The sequence below is a fragment of the Anaerolineae bacterium genome, from assembly GCA_011176535.1.
Lineage (GTDB): Bacteria > Chloroflexota > Anaerolineae > Anaerolineales > DRMV01 > DUEP01.
Genome location: DUEP01000121.1, coordinates 1 through 13,331, shown reverse-complemented (window position 1 = coordinate 13,331; position 13,331 = coordinate 1). Strand labels below are relative to the sequence as shown.

At 62.7% G+C, this 13,331-nt stretch carries 13 protein-coding genes and 1 tRNA gene; 9 read left to right on the top strand and 5 right to left on the bottom strand.

Annotation, left to right across the window (positions count from 1 at the left end):
- Nucleotides 1-21 precede the first annotated feature (21 nt).
- From G4O04_10485 to G4O04_10475, 3 genes are all read left to right on the top strand, one after another.
- A complete protein-coding gene (locus G4O04_10485; protein ID HEY58936.1) occupies nt 22-531 on the top strand; it encodes a DUF177 domain-containing protein in 510 nt (169 codons plus the stop codon).
- Between the two features lie 25 nt (nt 532-556).
- Nucleotides 557-1,660, top strand: coding sequence for a sigma-70 family RNA polymerase sigma factor (locus tag G4O04_10480; protein ID HEY58935.1), 1,104 nt, complete (start codon nt 557-559; stop codon nt 1,658-1,660).
- A 219-nt stretch (nt 1,661-1,879) separates the two neighbouring features.
- Complete coding sequence (locus G4O04_10475) at nt 1,880-3,673, top strand: methionine--tRNA ligase (GenBank protein HEY58934.1); 1,794 nt, start codon at nt 1,880-1,882, stop codon at nt 3,671-3,673.
- 80 nt (nt 3,674-3,753) lie between these two features.
- Here the strand turns inward: G4O04_10475 and G4O04_10470 are convergent, their stop codons facing one another.
- The 3 genes from G4O04_10470 to G4O04_10460 all read right to left on the bottom strand — a co-directional run bounded on the left by G4O04_10470 (nt 3,754) and on the right by G4O04_10460 (nt 5,874).
- Complete coding sequence (locus tag G4O04_10470; protein ID HEY58933.1) at nt 3,754-4,428, bottom strand: hypothetical protein; 675 nt, start codon at nt 4,426-4,428, stop codon at nt 3,754-3,756.
- Between the two features lie 158 nt (nt 4,429-4,586).
- A tRNA-Val gene (locus tag G4O04_10465) sits at nt 4,587-4,663 on the bottom strand.
- A 44-nt stretch (nt 4,664-4,707) separates the two neighbouring features.
- On the bottom strand, nt 4,708-5,874 hold the full coding sequence (locus G4O04_10460; protein HEY58932.1) for a M23 family metallopeptidase: 1,167 nt from the start codon (nt 5,872-5,874) through the stop codon (nt 4,708-4,710).
- A gap of 236 nt (nt 5,875-6,110) precedes the next feature.
- Between G4O04_10460 and G4O04_10455 the strand changes: the two genes are divergently transcribed.
- The 6 genes from G4O04_10455 to G4O04_10430 all read left to right on the top strand — a co-directional run bounded on the left by G4O04_10455 (nt 6,111) and on the right by G4O04_10430 (nt 12,081).
- Nucleotides 6,111-6,575, top strand: coding sequence for a peptidylprolyl isomerase (locus G4O04_10455; protein HEY58931.1), 465 nt, complete (start codon nt 6,111-6,113; stop codon nt 6,573-6,575).
- A 96-nt stretch (nt 6,576-6,671) separates the two neighbouring features.
- Nucleotides 6,672-7,331, top strand: a complete 660-nt coding sequence (locus tag G4O04_10450) for a septum formation inhibitor Maf (GenBank protein HEY58930.1) — start codon at nt 6,672-6,674, stop codon at nt 7,329-7,331.
- 63 nt (nt 7,332-7,394) lie between these two features.
- Entirely contained in the window at nt 7,395-9,602 is a 2,208-nt protein-coding gene (locus G4O04_10445) for a hypothetical protein (protein HEY58929.1), read from the top strand.
- A gap of 13 nt (nt 9,603-9,615) precedes the next feature.
- The gene (gene rsgA / locus G4O04_10440; GenBank protein ID HEY58928.1) at nt 9,616-10,575 is read left to right on the top strand and encodes a ribosome small subunit-dependent GTPase A; all 960 of its coding nucleotides are present in this window, start codon (nt 9,616-9,618) and stop codon (nt 10,573-10,575) included.
- Between the two features lie 145 nt (nt 10,576-10,720).
- Nucleotides 10,721-11,299: a xanthine phosphoribosyltransferase gene (gene xpt / locus G4O04_10435; GenBank protein HEY58927.1), complete on the top strand. Its 579-nt coding sequence runs from the start codon at nt 10,721-10,723 to the stop codon at nt 11,297-11,299.
- A 125-nt stretch (nt 11,300-11,424) separates the two neighbouring features.
- Nucleotides 11,425-12,081: a 50S ribosomal protein L25 gene (locus tag G4O04_10430; GenBank protein ID HEY58926.1), complete on the top strand. Its 657-nt coding sequence runs from the start codon at nt 11,425-11,427 to the stop codon at nt 12,079-12,081.
- Nucleotides 12,082-12,156: 75 nt separating this feature from the next.
- Here G4O04_10430 and G4O04_10425 read toward each other — a convergent pair whose 3' ends face one another.
- Both G4O04_10425 and G4O04_10420 read right to left on the bottom strand, forming a co-directional pair.
- Nucleotides 12,157-12,798, bottom strand: a complete 642-nt coding sequence (locus tag G4O04_10425; GenBank protein ID HEY58925.1) for a CoA pyrophosphatase — start codon at nt 12,796-12,798, stop codon at nt 12,157-12,159.
- Between the two features lie 4 nt (nt 12,799-12,802).
- On the bottom strand, nt 12,803-13,331 hold a 529-nt coding region (locus G4O04_10420; protein HEY58924.1), incomplete at its 5' end, for a tetratricopeptide repeat protein.

Sequence of the window (13,331 nt, the reverse complement as noted above, 5' to 3'; positions counted from 1 at the left end):
CTCCACATTGTGCGGTGTTCAATGAACCCATATCGTCAACTCTTCCGGCTGAATGTGGGCTTTATCGCTCACGAGGCTGTCGGCTACAGCCGGGAATTTGTTTTTGACATCCCCGAGATTCGTTTGGAGGATCTGGTCTTGCGGCAAATAGGGGGCGTTGCCGTGGTCTCCCGCGCTACGCAGGGGCTGTTGTTTCAGGTGGAAATGCAGGCTTTGACGCCCACGGTTTGTGTGCGTTGTCTCACGCCGTTTGAACTTCCGCTGCAGGTGAAGTTTACCGAATTATACGCGTTTTCCCCTCGACAGGCCACCGAATCCACCCTGCTTTTCCCTGAGAGCGGGGTGGTGGACCTGGCCCCTTTGGTGCGGGAATACATGTGGTTGGAAGTCCCCATCCAGCCCCTGTGCCGCCCGGATTGCAGGGGCCTTTGCCCGGTCTGTGGGGCCAACCAGCACGAAACCGTTTGCCATCACGATCTGGAGGAGATCGACCCACGTTTGGCCGTGTTGAAGACCCTCTTGGGGGAGTAGTACCTGCGGGAGGAGGAGACCGCTGATGTCCTTGCCTGGCAAAGCCTACGAGGATGCATTGGCCTTTTTGTTAGAGCAAGCCGAAGTGCAGGGCTATTTGACCACGGAAGATGTGATGGAGGTTTGCCCCAAAGGCAAGCCGGAGGTCCTGCTGAAGGTTTTGCGGGAACTGGAAAAGCGGCGCATCGAAATCCTGGACACGGTGGAATCGCTGCCCTTAGAGGACGAGGTGGACCCCGTGGGGCAGTACCTCAAGGAAATGTCCCGGGTGCCTCTGCTAAGCCACGAGGAGGAAATCGCCCTGGCTAAGCGCATCGAGCGGGGGAGGGAAGCCCTGCGAGAGTTGCAGCAACTCAACGGACGGCACAAAAAACGGCGGCGGGAACTGGAAGTGGTGATCCGTGACGCCCAGGCGGCCCGAGAACATCTCATCAAGGCCAACACACGCCTGGTGGTCAGCATCGCCAAACGGTACATCGGGCATGGAGTCTCCTTTGCCGACCTGATTCAAGAAGGGAATCTGGGACTCATGAAAGCCGTGGACAAGTATGACTATCGCCGCGGCTTTCGTTTTTCTACCTACGCCACCTGGTGGATTCGCCAGACCATCAGCCGGGCCATTGCGGATCATGGGCGCACCATTCGCGTGCCGGTGCACATGATCGACCGCATACGGGCCATGTACCGCAAGGCCCAGGAGTTGGAACAGCAATTGGGGCGTCCGCCCACGCCGGCCGAGTTGGCCGAAGCGTTGGACCTTCCCGAACGCAAAGTGCAATGGATGATGCAGGTGTCCTGGCTTCCGCTTTCCCTGGAGACGCCCGTGGGCGACGATGAGGAGTCGGAGTTGGGTATGTTCGTGGAAGACCGCAAAACGCCCGGCCCGGCCCAGATGGCCTATCGCAACCTGTTACGCGAAAAACTGGAAGAGGTGCTGGCCACACTCCCACCCCGCGAAGCCATGGTCTTACGACTGCGCTACGGGTTGGAAAACGGACGGGCCTACACCCTGGAGGAGGTGGGGCAGAAATTTGGCCTGACCCGTGAGCGCATCCGGCAAATCGAAAACAAAGCCCTGCGGCGTTTGCGCCATCCCCGCCGGGCGCGGCAGTTGAAGGACTATCTCTGACCTCAACGGCTCTGGAGAAAACGCCTATGTTGACCAGCCGTTGTTTGTCGATGATGATGTCGATGATTCCTCCGGGACGACCGTGAAGCCCGCACGGTCGTGTGGCGGAAGCCTGGCTTCCCCCGGAAACACGGGCCGGCCTCAGAGCCGGCCCTTTGCGTTGCGTCTGCATCCTCTGCTGGAGCGGGTATAATTGCTCTACATTTCGAGGAGGTAGGTATGAGCGAACATGTCTTAGCTGGTGTAGCCTGGCCTTATGCCAATGCGTTCATCCATGTCGGCAACCTAACCGGGGCGTATCTGCCTGCTGACATTTTCAGCCGTTATCATCGTCTTAAAGGCAACCGGATGTTGATGGTTTCCGGCTCCGATGCTCACGGTACGCCCATCACCGTGCGCGCCGATGAGGAGGGCGTCACCCCCGAGGAAGTGTACAAGCGCTACCATCAAAGTTTTCTCGAACTCTTCCAGAAGGCCGGGATCACCTACGACCTTTTCACCAGCACCCACACGGCCAACCACTTCAAGGTCTCGCAGGCCATCTTCCGGGCCATTCTTGAGAACGGTTACCTGTACACCAAAAAAGAAAAGCAATGGTTTTCGCCCACGCTGAATCGTTTTCTCCCCGACCGTTATGTGGAGGGCACCTGCCCGATTTGCGGCTACGAACAGGCGCGCGGGGATCAGTGCGACAAGTGCGGCAGTTTGCTGGACGCCACCCAGTTGATCAATCCCCGCTGTAAAATCGACGGTTCCATCCCGGAACTGCGGGAAACCGAGCATTTTTACCTGGACCTCGGCAAACTACAGCCGGTCATTGTGGCCTTTCTGGAATCCCGCAAGGCTTACTGGCGCCCCAATGTGGTGCGACAGTCCTTAGGGCAGATTCTGGCCGAGGGGCTCCATGGCCGTCCCATCACCCGCGATTTGGAGTGGGGGATCCCGGTGCCGGTGGAAGGATGGGAGCACAAGCGGATGTATGTGTGGTTCGAGGCGGTGATCGGCTACCTCTCGGCGGCGGTGGAGTGGAGCCTGCTCAACGACCAGCCCGATGCCTGGCAGGCCTGGTGGTTCAACCCCGAAGCCAAGACGGTGTACTTCATCGGCAAGGACAACATCCCCTTCCATGCGGTCATCTGGCCGGGACAGTTGATTGCGGCCGGCGAAGCCTTCGGTCGGCTGTTCGCCGGTGTAGAGGGCAAGCGGTTGGTGCTGCCTTACGATGTTCCTGCCAACGAGTTCATGAACCTGGAGGGTCGCAAGATTTCGGGCAGCCGCAACTGGGCCGTGTGGGGCCTGGACTTCCTCAGCCGGTACGACCCCGACCCGCTGCGCTACTACCTCACGGTGAACATGCCTGAAACCCGCGACGCGGATTGGGATTGGGAGGACTTCTTACGGCGCAACAATGGGGAATTGGTGGGCACCTGGGGCAACCTGGCCAACCGCATGCTCTCCTTTGCCTTCAAACATTGGCAGGGGAAAGTGCCTCAACCCGCGGCGTTGCGTCCACAAGACAAAGAAATCCTGGCCACGGTGGAAGCGGCTTTTGAAACCGTGGGCGATCTTATCGAACGGGTGCGTCTCAAAGCGGCCATTACCGAGGTGATGCGCGTGGCCACCGAGGTGAACAAGTACCTGGATCGCGTGGCGCCCTGGTTTGAGATCAAGCAGGACAAGGACGCTGCCGCCACCTCGGTCTATACCGCCCTGCGTTGTATTGACAATCTCAAAATCCTGTTTGCGCCTTTTTTGCCCCACACCAGTGAGGCGCTCCATCGCGCCCTGGGCTACGAGCAACCCCTGTTTGGCCGCCAGGTGGTGGAAACGGTGCAGGACGAGTTGGGTGGGCATACGGTGTTGCGCTATCTGCCCGAAGGGGCCAGCGGTCGCTGGGAGCCCAGCCGGTTGTCCCCCGGTCAGCCCATCGCCAAACCCAGGCCCTTGTTCCGCAAGTTGGACCCCTCCATCGTGGAAGAGGAGCGGGCGCGGTTGGGCAAGCCCCTTTCCTGACCCTCCTGGGTTGTCGCAAACTAAAAACGCACGGGGCATTACACCACCCCGTGCGTTTTTTCCGTGGCCTGGAAGGGCCCTCAGGGCTGGAGCACGGTGAAGTTGTCGAAGAGGATGTCGGTGCCGGGCGTGTCAAAGGTGCCAGCCATCAAGCCCACATCGCCCTGGGTGAAGTCGCTGTCTTCCACGGTGGTCAGAGGCGTCCCGTTGACATAGAAGGCCAGATACGACCCCACGCAGTCGGCCCGCAGGTGGTTCGTGGCCGCGCCCTGGAGAACGGCGTCGCTGTAATCCATGCTTTCGCCGGAAAGCAGGGTTTGCTCGCCGTTCTTCACTTTACCGATGGCGTAGTAGCCGTCGCTGCTGATGATGAAAAAGTAGAAATTGTCGGCGTCCTGGTAACGGCACTGGACGCCGAAATCGTTGTCATCCGGGCCGCCCACTTTGGTCGCGTCCACCTCGATGCGCACATCGGTGAAGGTCAGGCCGGGGTTGGACCAGACATCGGTGTTGGGCAGATTCACCAGGATCCGGTAGGTGCCATTTTCAGTGTAATCGGTCATGCCGTCTTTGACATTGACCCGATCCCAGCCGCTATCGGGGTTGGAAAAGTCGTCCTGGAAGAGCACGGTGGCCGCGGGAGCCGATCGGGTGGAGGTGGGTGCAGGGGTGTTTTTTCCCACCTCGCCCAGCAGGGAGCAGCCTACCGTGACGCCGAGGGCCAGGACGAGCCAGGCAAACCAGGTTTTGCTCATGGAAATTCCTCCTTTGGGAATGCATGGCGCATTGGAAGGGCGCCGGCCTTGCCGCCTTTTCGCGAGGGTTTTGAGGAGCCCTCTCAGGGAATGATAGAGGATTTCGCCCAGGGTGGCAAGGGGTAGAAAAAAAGAAAGCCCCCGATGTCTCGGGGGCTTGGTGGGCGCGAAGGGACTTGAACCCCTGACCTCGTCAATGTGAGTGACGCGCTCTAACCAGCTGAGCTACGCGCCCGTGCGGGCCAAATTATAGCCGAGATGCCCGGCTTTGGCAAGAGTTTACGGCAGGAAATTCCACGGATTGACCTTGCCGTATTTGGCGTGCCGTAACTCGAAGTGCAGGTGGGGGCCGCTGGAGCGTCCGGTGCTGCCGATGTTGCCGATGATGTCGCCCTGGTAGACAGGCTGGCCGCAGGCGACCCGGATGACGCTCAGGTGGGCGTAAAGCGATTGCCAGCCGTTGCCGTGATCGATGACCACCACATTGCCGTAGCCCCAATCGTTCCAGCCGGCGTACACCACCACGCCGTTGTCCACGGCATAGACGGGGTAGCCCGTCTTCCCGGCGATGTCGATGCCGAAGTGGTTGATGGCTGGCGAGTAGTCGTAGCCCGAGAGATAGTGCAGGGTGGTCGGCCAGATGAAGGTGCCCGTGCCAATAGGCCCTTCGTACACTTCGCCACAGGCCCCCGGGCCCAGGATGCTGGCCACGGCGGGGTTCTCGCGGGTGATCTGAGGGGCGCTCCAGGAAACGAACTGGCGTTGCCCGCCGGGGATGATCAACGGGGTGCCGGGTTTCAGGTTGGGGTGGTCGATGTCAAAGGTGTCGGGGTCGAGATGGTTGCCGGGGAAGTCCACAATGACCTGTGGGTCCACGCCAAAGTATTTGGCGACAGCGCGGAAGTTGTCCCCGGCATGCCATTCGTAATAGGTGCCGTCTACCGGGAGGATGCGCAGCACCTGACCGGGACGCAAGCGGTGGGGATCGTCGGTCAGCACATCGTAGTTGCCCCAGAGGATGGTTTCGGGCTTGAGGCCGAATTTTTCGGCAATGCCAAAGACTGTGTCGCCCGGCTGCACGGTGTATTCGATGATCTCATAGCGGGGGCGGGAAGGGATGATGGTGTGCAGCAGGGCCGCGCGCGTCACCCCGCTGGGGAGCGGTGTGGGCAGAGGAGGAAGGGTATCCCAGGAGGAGGCTATGGTCGTCGGTGTGGGGGTGGGGCGGCTTTCGACGGCTGCCTGCGCCGCCTGGGCGGCTCCCTGGCGCAACAGTTGATCCAGGTCGGCCCGGCGCAGCCCCCAGGCCACCAGGGCAATGAGCAACACCAGCAAGATATGGCTGCCGGCTCGGACGACGAAATCGAGCAGCCCCAGTTGGGCCACCCATTCGAGCCAGCCTAAGCGGGGCTTTTCTTGCCCGGTTTGCCCGGAAGGTGCTTCCACAGGTCTCTCCATAGGTGAGGGCATCCTACCATGGGGAAAGCCACCTTGTCAAGGCGCGCGAAGGACGAACCGGGCGCAAAACCTGACTTTTGCCTGGCTTTTGTGTTACACTTGGACTACCGGAGCAAGTCGTGTGCAGGAAGGGACCAAAGCGTGCTTTGGGGGACTGCCCGACCTTCTTCCGGGCGCAAAGTTTTATTCACCTGAAGGAGAAAAGAATGAGTGAGGAAAAACGCATGATTCGTGACAACGATGTGGTCTCTTTGGAGTACACCTTGAAGGTCAATGGTGAGGTGATCGACTCCTCCGAGGGCCACGGACCCATTGACTTTATCCAGGGCCAGGGGCACATCATCCCCGGTTTGGAAAAGGAACTTTACGGTATGGCCGTGGGCGAGAGCAAAGAAGTGACCATCCCCCCGGAAGAAGGCTATGGTCAACCCAACCCTGAGGCCTTCATGGAGGTCCCCAAAGGCGAATTCCCCCCGGAGATTCCTCTGGAGCCTGGGGTAGGGATCCAACTGCGGGATCCGAATGGGCAGGTGTTCGATGCCTTCATCGAAGAGGTGGGTGAAGAGACGGTGCGCCTGAACTTCAACCATCCCCTGGCGGGCAAGGAGTTGCATTTCCAGATCAAGGTGGTCGGCATCCGCGAAGCCACCCCTGAGGAACTTGCCCACGGGCATGTGCATCATCAGTAAGCCGGCAACGCCGTAACCAACACAGGGCCAGGCGCCGTCGGGAGGCGGTTTCTGCGCCCTGTGTTCGTTAAGCCCATCCGAGCGAGGGAAGGAAGCATGCACCAGGCAGCAGGCATTGTGTTGGCCTCAGGCTCGCCGCGACGGCGAGACCTGGTGACCTGGCTGGGGTTTCCGGTGGTGGGCCGGGCCGTGGATGTGGACGAGCGGCGGCTCCCCGAGGAATCCCCGGCGCGTTATGTGCGTCGTCTGGCCGAGCAGAAGGCGCGGGCCGGTGCCATCGGGGCGCCTGCGGGATGGGTGGTGGTGGGCGGGGATACGGCGGTGGTCTTTCAGGGGCGCGTGCTGGGCAAACCCCGTGATGGGGTCGAGGCGCGACACATGCTGGAGGCCCTGCGCGGTCGTCCGCATCAGGTGCTCAGCGGGGTGGCGGTCTATCGCCCGGCCGACGAGGCTTTGTGGAGCACTGTGGTGGGCACCCGGGTGTTCATGCGCGCGATGAGCGACGCCGAATTGGAAGCCTACATCGCCAGCGGAGACCCCATGGACAAAGCCGGGGCGTACGCCATCCAGAATCAGGATTTCCACCCTGTGGAGCGCATCGAGGGGTGTTACGCCAATGTGGTGGGGCTTCCTCTGTGTCATCTGGCTCAGGGCCTGGCGGCGTTGTTAGGCCCGCCCCGCCACCAGGTTGCGCTTCAATGTCAGCGTGCCTTCGGGTACAATTGTCCCATCCATGAGCGGGTGTTCCCCGTCTGAGATCCCGCCGGATGGGTGTTCTGGCACCGGGTGGCTTGCCTTTCGCCACGAGTGAGGAAGACCATGGATGTACGCAAGGCAAGGTGGCTTTGGTTGGGGGCGCTACTGCTGGCAGCGTTGGGGGCGTGCCGTCCCTCCGCGGGCGCTGTGTCGCCTACGATCTCGGGGCAGGCGCCCACGCTCCCCGCGCCGCAGGTGGAAGTGACGCAGCGCCCTGCGCCGGAAGATGCGCTCAAGGCGTTTCTCGACGCCTGGGCCACAGGCGACTATGCGGCGATGTACGCTTCGCTCACTTTGTTGAGCCGCGACGCCGTCACCGAGGACGCGTTTACCGAGTATGTCCGCAATCTGGCTCTGGAAGCCGCGCTGCAAGGGGTGGATTACACTCTCTTGTCCACCTTTGTCGGGCCGGATACGGCCCAGGTGGTGTACCGCCTCACCTGGCACAGCAGCGTGGTCGGCGATCTGACCCGTGAGGTGACGGCCCATTTCCGCTGGGAGGACGGCGTCTGGAAGATTGCCTGGGACCCGGCCATGCTGTTGCCCGAATTGCAGGGTGGGAACAACCTGGCTCTTTACATTCAAATGCCGGCGCGGGGGGAGATCCTGGACCGCAACGGCGAGGTTCTGGCCACGCAGCAAGAGGCCATGGCCATCGGGGTGTTCCCCGGGCAAATCGATCCGGAGCAGGAGGATAGCCTGCTGCGGCTCTTGAGTCTGGTGACCGGCATCCGGGCCAATTACATCCGTGACATGTACGCCGACAAGCCGCCGGGCTGGTACATCCCCATCGCCGAGGTGCCGGCCGAGACCGCCGATCGCTACTACGACCAGTTGGCTGGCTATGCGGGGGTGGTGTTGCGGCGCTATCAGGGGCGGTATTATCCGGGCAACAGCATCGCGCCCCACGCCGTGGGGTATGTGAGCGCCTTGCAGCCCGAGGAGGTGGATGAGTACCGGCGCAAAGGGTATTCCATCGGCGCCCGGGTGGGCCGAATGGGGCTGGAGGCCTGGGGCGAAGCCTACCTGGCCGGGAAAGGCGGGGGCACCCTGTATGTGGTGGACCCGGACGGCAAGGTGTTCAGCCCCCTGGCGACCGCCGAGGCCAAGCCGCCTTACGCTATCTACAGCACGCTGGATATGGACCTGCAGCGGCAGGTGCAGTTGGCTTTGCGCACTTTCGCCGGGGCGATTGTGGCGCTGGAGCGGGACACCGGACGGGTTCTTGCTCTGGCCTCCAACCCCGCTTTTGACCCCAACGCTTTCAACCCCGATAACTTCAACAGCCAGGCCTTGCTGCAAAACCTGTTGAACAATCCCTATCGCCCGCTGTTGAATCGCGCCACTGTGGGGCAGTACCCCCCCGGTTCGGTTTTCAAGGTGATCACCATGGCCGCGGCGCTGGAAAGCGAACGGTACAGCGCCGACACCACCTACAACTGCGGGCATGAGTTCACCGAATTGCCCGGCCTGACGCTCTACGACTGGACCTACGAGCACGATTTCCCCCCCAGCGGCCTGCTCACCCTCCCCGAAGGGCTGATGCGTTCCTGCAACCCCTACTTCTGGCATGTCGGTCTGGACCTGTGGCGTAATGTTTCGGGCACGGCGGTCACGGACATGGCCCGCGCCTTTGGTCTGGGGCAGCCCACGGGCATCGAAATCGAGGAGGCGTCCGGGCAGATTGTGGACCCGCCTGACGAGCGTGAGGCGTTGCAGCAGGCCATTGGCCAGGGCAAGACCCTGGTGACGCCGCTCCAGGTGGCCAACTACATGGCGGCCATCGGCAACGGCGGCACGCTGCACCGCCCGCAGTTGGTCGAGCGAGTGGTGGATACGGAGGGGAAGGTGGTGCAGGCTTTCGAGCCGCAGGTGTTGAACACCCTGCCCATCTCGCCGGAAAACTTGGCCATCATCCGGCAGGCCATGTGGCTGGTCACCCACAACCCCCGCGGCACGGCCTGGCGCACCTTTAGCGCCTTTTCCATCCCGGTGTACGGGAAGACAGGGACCGCCTCCAACCCCTCGGGCACCCCGCATGCCTGGTTCGCCGGGTTCACCGATGCGCAGCGGGAGGACAAACCCGACATCGCCGTGGCCGTGCTGGTGGAATACGGCGGCGAAGGGGCGGATGTGGCCGCGCCCATCTTTCGTCGCGTGGTGGAGATTTACTTCTACGGTCGCCCGCGGACCCGGTATCCCTGGGAATCGGCCATCGGCATCACCCCCACGCCGACGCCGGAGGAAGGCACCCCCACGCCTCAGCCGTGAGGAGGAGAAGCGCATGACTGGAGCGACGAACCTGGAGCGCGGTTTGGTGGTCCGAAGTCAGGCTGGATTCTACGCCGTCCATCCTGAGGGGAAGGCGGAGCACGAGCCGATCATGTGTCGTCTGCGGGGAAAACTCAAGCGGGGCCCGCGGCGGGGTGATTTGGTGGCCGTGGGCGATTGGGTGCAGTTTCGGCGGTTGCCCGACGGCACGGGCTTGATTGAAAAAATCGAGCCCCGGCAACGCGCTCTCTCGCGCATGGCCCCCGGCCCGCGCGGGGAGTACGAGCAGGTCATCATCGCCAACCCGGATCAGGTGGTGTTCGTCTTTGCCTGCGCCAACCCCCAGCCCAAATTGCGCATGTTGGACCGCTTTCTGGTGGTGGCCGAGAAGCAGGAAATCCCGGCCCTCATCGTGGCGAACAAAGTGGACCTGGTGCCCATGGAGCAGGCCCAGGCCCTGTTTGCACGCTACGCCGAAATCGGCTATCCGGTGCTCTACACCTCGGTGGTCACCGGGCAGGGGCTGGAGGACCTGAAAGCGCGCTTGCAGCAGAAAATCTCGGCCCTGGCCGGGCCCTCGGGGGTGGGCAAGTCCAGTTTGCTCAACGCCATTCAGCCTGGCCTGGGGCTGGTGGTGCGTGAGGTGAGCCGCGCCACCGGCGAGGGGCGGCATACGACCGTGGTGCGCGAGATGTTCCCTCTGGAGGGGGGCGGCTATGTGGCCGACACCCCGGGCTTGAAGGCCTTTTCGCTCTGGGATGTGGAACCGGAGGAGTTGGACGCTTACTTTCCTGAGATGCGTGATTTGGTGGCGGAGTGCGAGTTCAGCGATTGTACGCACATACACGAGCCGGGGTGCGCCGTGCGCCGCGCGGTGGAGGAGGGCCGGATTCACCCAGAGCGCTATCAATCCTATGTCCGCTTGCGGCTGGAACTGGCGCAGGGCCTGGAGCGCGTGGATTTGATCGATTGAGGGATACCCGCCCCAGGGAGCACGCTCCCTGGGGTTCGTTTTATCCCCCTTCGGGTGCGGCTTTCTCCTCTGGGGATCCGGACCGGATTTTTGGGGCTGGCCGTGCCCATGGGGGCAGCATCCCCCTGGAGGAGGTTCGGTTCCCATGAAGATTTTGAAAGAGCGCATTCGCAGGGAAGGCCGTCATCTGGGCCGGGGCATTTTGAAGGTGGACAGTTTCCTCAACCACCAGGTGGACCCCCACCTCATCATGGCCTGTGGGGCCGAGTTGGCGCGGCGCTTTGCCCATGTGCAGGCCACCAAGGTGCTCACGGCCGAAATTTCGGGCATCACCCCCGCTTTTGCCACCGCCTACTATCTCCACCTGCCCATGGTTTTTGCCCGCAAACACAAGCCCGTGACCATGCCCGACACGGTGTTCCTCACCCTGACGCCCTCGCACACCAAGGGCCGCACGGTGGAGTTGATGATTTCGCCCGAATACATCCACGCCCACGACCGGGTGCTGATCATCGACGATTTTCTGGCCACTGGCGAGACTTTGCTGGGCCTGGTGCGCCTGACCGAGGCGGCCGGGGCTCAGGTGGTGGGCATTGGCACGGTCATCGAGAAAACCTTTGAGGGCGGGCGGGACAAGTTGGCCGCCCTGGGTGTGCCGGTGGAAAGCTTGGCGCAAATCGCTGCCCTGGAAGGGGAGCGCATCGTGTTTGCGGACGAGAAGTGACGGGGTGCCATTGACGAAATCGGCCTTCCCGAATACAATGGGGCGGCTCCGCATGGGGCCAGATTTCAACCAAAGGGCGAAGGTAACCCGCTTTGGCGGGTGAGAGGCGCCCGAGGAAGGGAAGCATGAGCGAACGACCGTTGTTGAAGGCCGAACGACGAACCGTGACCGGCAAGAAGGTCAAGCAGTTGCGCCGGCAGGGCAAGTTGCCCGGCGTGGTGTACGGCAAGGTGCTCGAGGAGCCCATCCCTGTGATGTTGGATTACAAAGAGGCGGCCAAAGTGCTCCGTGGCGCCACGGGTTCCGAAATTCTGGACCTGGAACTGGAAGGCCAGACCTTGCCGGTGCTGGTGCGCGAGAAGCAGAAAGATTTCATCAAAGGCACCCTGTTGCACGTGGACTTCCAGGCGGTCTCGATGACCGAGACCATCTGGGCTGAGGTGCCCATCGAACTGGAAGGCGAAGCGCCGGCGGTGAAGAATTATGGCGCCGTGTTGGTGCAGAGCCTGGATGTGCTGGAGGTCGAGGCGTTGCCCGGCGATTTGCCCGAGCGCATTGTGATCGACCTCGGTCGGTTGGAAGAGATCGGCGATATGATCACCGTGGCCGATCTGGTGCTGCCTCCCTCGGTGAAGGTCATGGCCGATCCTGATGAGGCCATTGTGGTGGCCACGGCGCCGCGCACCGAGGAAGAGGTGGAAGGCGCGGAGACGGTGGAAGAAATCGGCGCCGAGCCTGAGGTCATCGAGAAGGGGAAGAAAGAAGAGGAGGAAGAGGAATAGGGGCCGTTTTTCTACCTCTTTGGCTTTTGTCTCTGTACCGCCCCGGTGTCCTTCCGGGGCGGTGTGTTTTTGGGGTCAATTTTGGAAGGGGGCCAGGGTGGGGCGTTGCCCCTGCCCGCGCAGGATGTCGAGCAGGCGGAGCACCATGCGGGCTGTGGCGCCCCAGATGATCTCCCCCTGGTAAGGGCGATAGTACACAATGGGGAAAGGCGGGAGTCCGGCAGGGGTTTCGCGTAGCCGAATTTCGCGGTTGGCGGGATCGGCCAGCCACGCCAGCGGTATAAGAAAAACGCGGGTGACCTCGGCGGCGGCCGGCTGCAGGGGCACCGGCCAGGACAGCACCCCCACCAGAGGGGTGATCCAGTAGTTGGAGATGGTGCGCTGGTGGGGCATCTCGCCCAGCAGGCGCACCATCCGGGGCGAAATCCCCAATTCTTCTTCGGTCTCCCGGAGGGCAGTCTCAGGGGGGCGTTCACCGTCTTCGCTGCGCCCGCCGGGGAAGGATACCTGGCCGCTGTGCGGATCGTGGGGGTTTTCGGCCCGATGGATGAACAGCAGGTGCCAGCGCTCCTGATGGCGTACAAAGGGGATGAGCACGGCCGCCGGGCGGGGGGGCGTGCGCAGCAACCCCGGCGGATAAGGGTCGTCGGGAGGATAGGCTTTGGCCTGGGTCAGGCGCTGCCGGATGGTGGCTTCGTCGAGGCGCTCCCAATCCATAGCGTTACTCGGGAGAGGCGTTCGCGGTCAGCGCGATGCCGCAGTAGGCGCACAAAGGCACCCCGTGCGTCCATTCCACTTCATCCGGGTGGACCGGTGCGCCGCAAGTAGGGCACCGGGCAGGTAGGGCTTGGCTCGCCCGGCGCATGGCCGGTAGGGGAGGGGCTTGGGCCAGCCAGCGTTCCATAGCCTGGCGCACCTCGGCCGCCAGCGCGGCGTCGCCTTGGGCCTGCAAGGCGACGATGGCCCGCTCCCCGGCGTGGCGCAGCACCTGCCAGCGACTGGCGTTGGCCAGCATTTCCAGCCCGGCGAGAAGGCGCCCGCGGGCCCTTTCGCGGTCCCCGGCCTTGAAGTAAGCCTCAGCCGCCCTCAGGGTGAGTTGCGGGGCCTGGGGAAACCCGCGCGCCAGCGCCTTTTGGGCCAGTTGGTGGAACAGTTGGGCGGCCTCGGCGAACTGCTCGGCCATCATCAAGCCGTTGGCCCGTTGCAGTTGCCGCAGCGCCGGGCCGGGTGGGCGGCGGCCCGGCATCGCG

Bases quoted from the DNA above. Each gene is read 5' to 3' on its own strand.
- G4O04_10455 (HEY58931.1), top strand. From the start codon at position 6,111: ATGATTCGTGACAACGATGTGGTCTCTTTGGAGTACACCTTGAAGGTC.
- G4O04_10475 (HEY58934.1), top strand. From the start codon at position 1,880: ATGAGCGAACATGTCTTAGCTGGTGTAGCCTGGCCTTATGCCAATGCG.
- G4O04_10450 (HEY58930.1), top strand. From the start codon at position 6,672: ATGCACCAGGCAGCAGGCATTGTGTTGGCCTCAGGCTCGCCGCGACGG.
- G4O04_10430 (HEY58926.1), top strand. From the start codon at position 11,425: ATGAGCGAACGACCGTTGTTGAAGGCCGAACGACGAACCGTGACCGGC.
- G4O04_10485 (HEY58936.1), top strand. From the start codon at position 22: ATGAACCCATATCGTCAACTCTTCCGGCTGAATGTGGGCTTTATCGCT.
- G4O04_10480 (HEY58935.1), top strand. From the start codon at position 557: ATGTCCTTGCCTGGCAAAGCCTACGAGGATGCATTGGCCTTTTTGTTA.
- rsgA (HEY58928.1), top strand. From the start codon at position 9,616: ATGACTGGAGCGACGAACCTGGAGCGCGGTTTGGTGGTCCGAAGTCAG.
- G4O04_10445 (HEY58929.1), top strand. From the start codon at position 7,395: ATGGATGTACGCAAGGCAAGGTGGCTTTGGTTGGGGGCGCTACTGCTG.
- G4O04_10470 (HEY58933.1), bottom strand. From the start codon at position 4,428: ATGAGCAAAACCTGGTTTGCCTGGCTCGTCCTGGCCCTCGGCGTCACG.
- xpt (HEY58927.1), top strand. From the start codon at position 10,721: ATGAAGATTTTGAAAGAGCGCATTCGCAGGGAAGGCCGTCATCTGGGC.
- G4O04_10425 (HEY58925.1), bottom strand. From the start codon at position 12,798: ATGGATTGGGAGCGCCTCGACGAAGCCACCATCCGGCAGCGCCTGACC.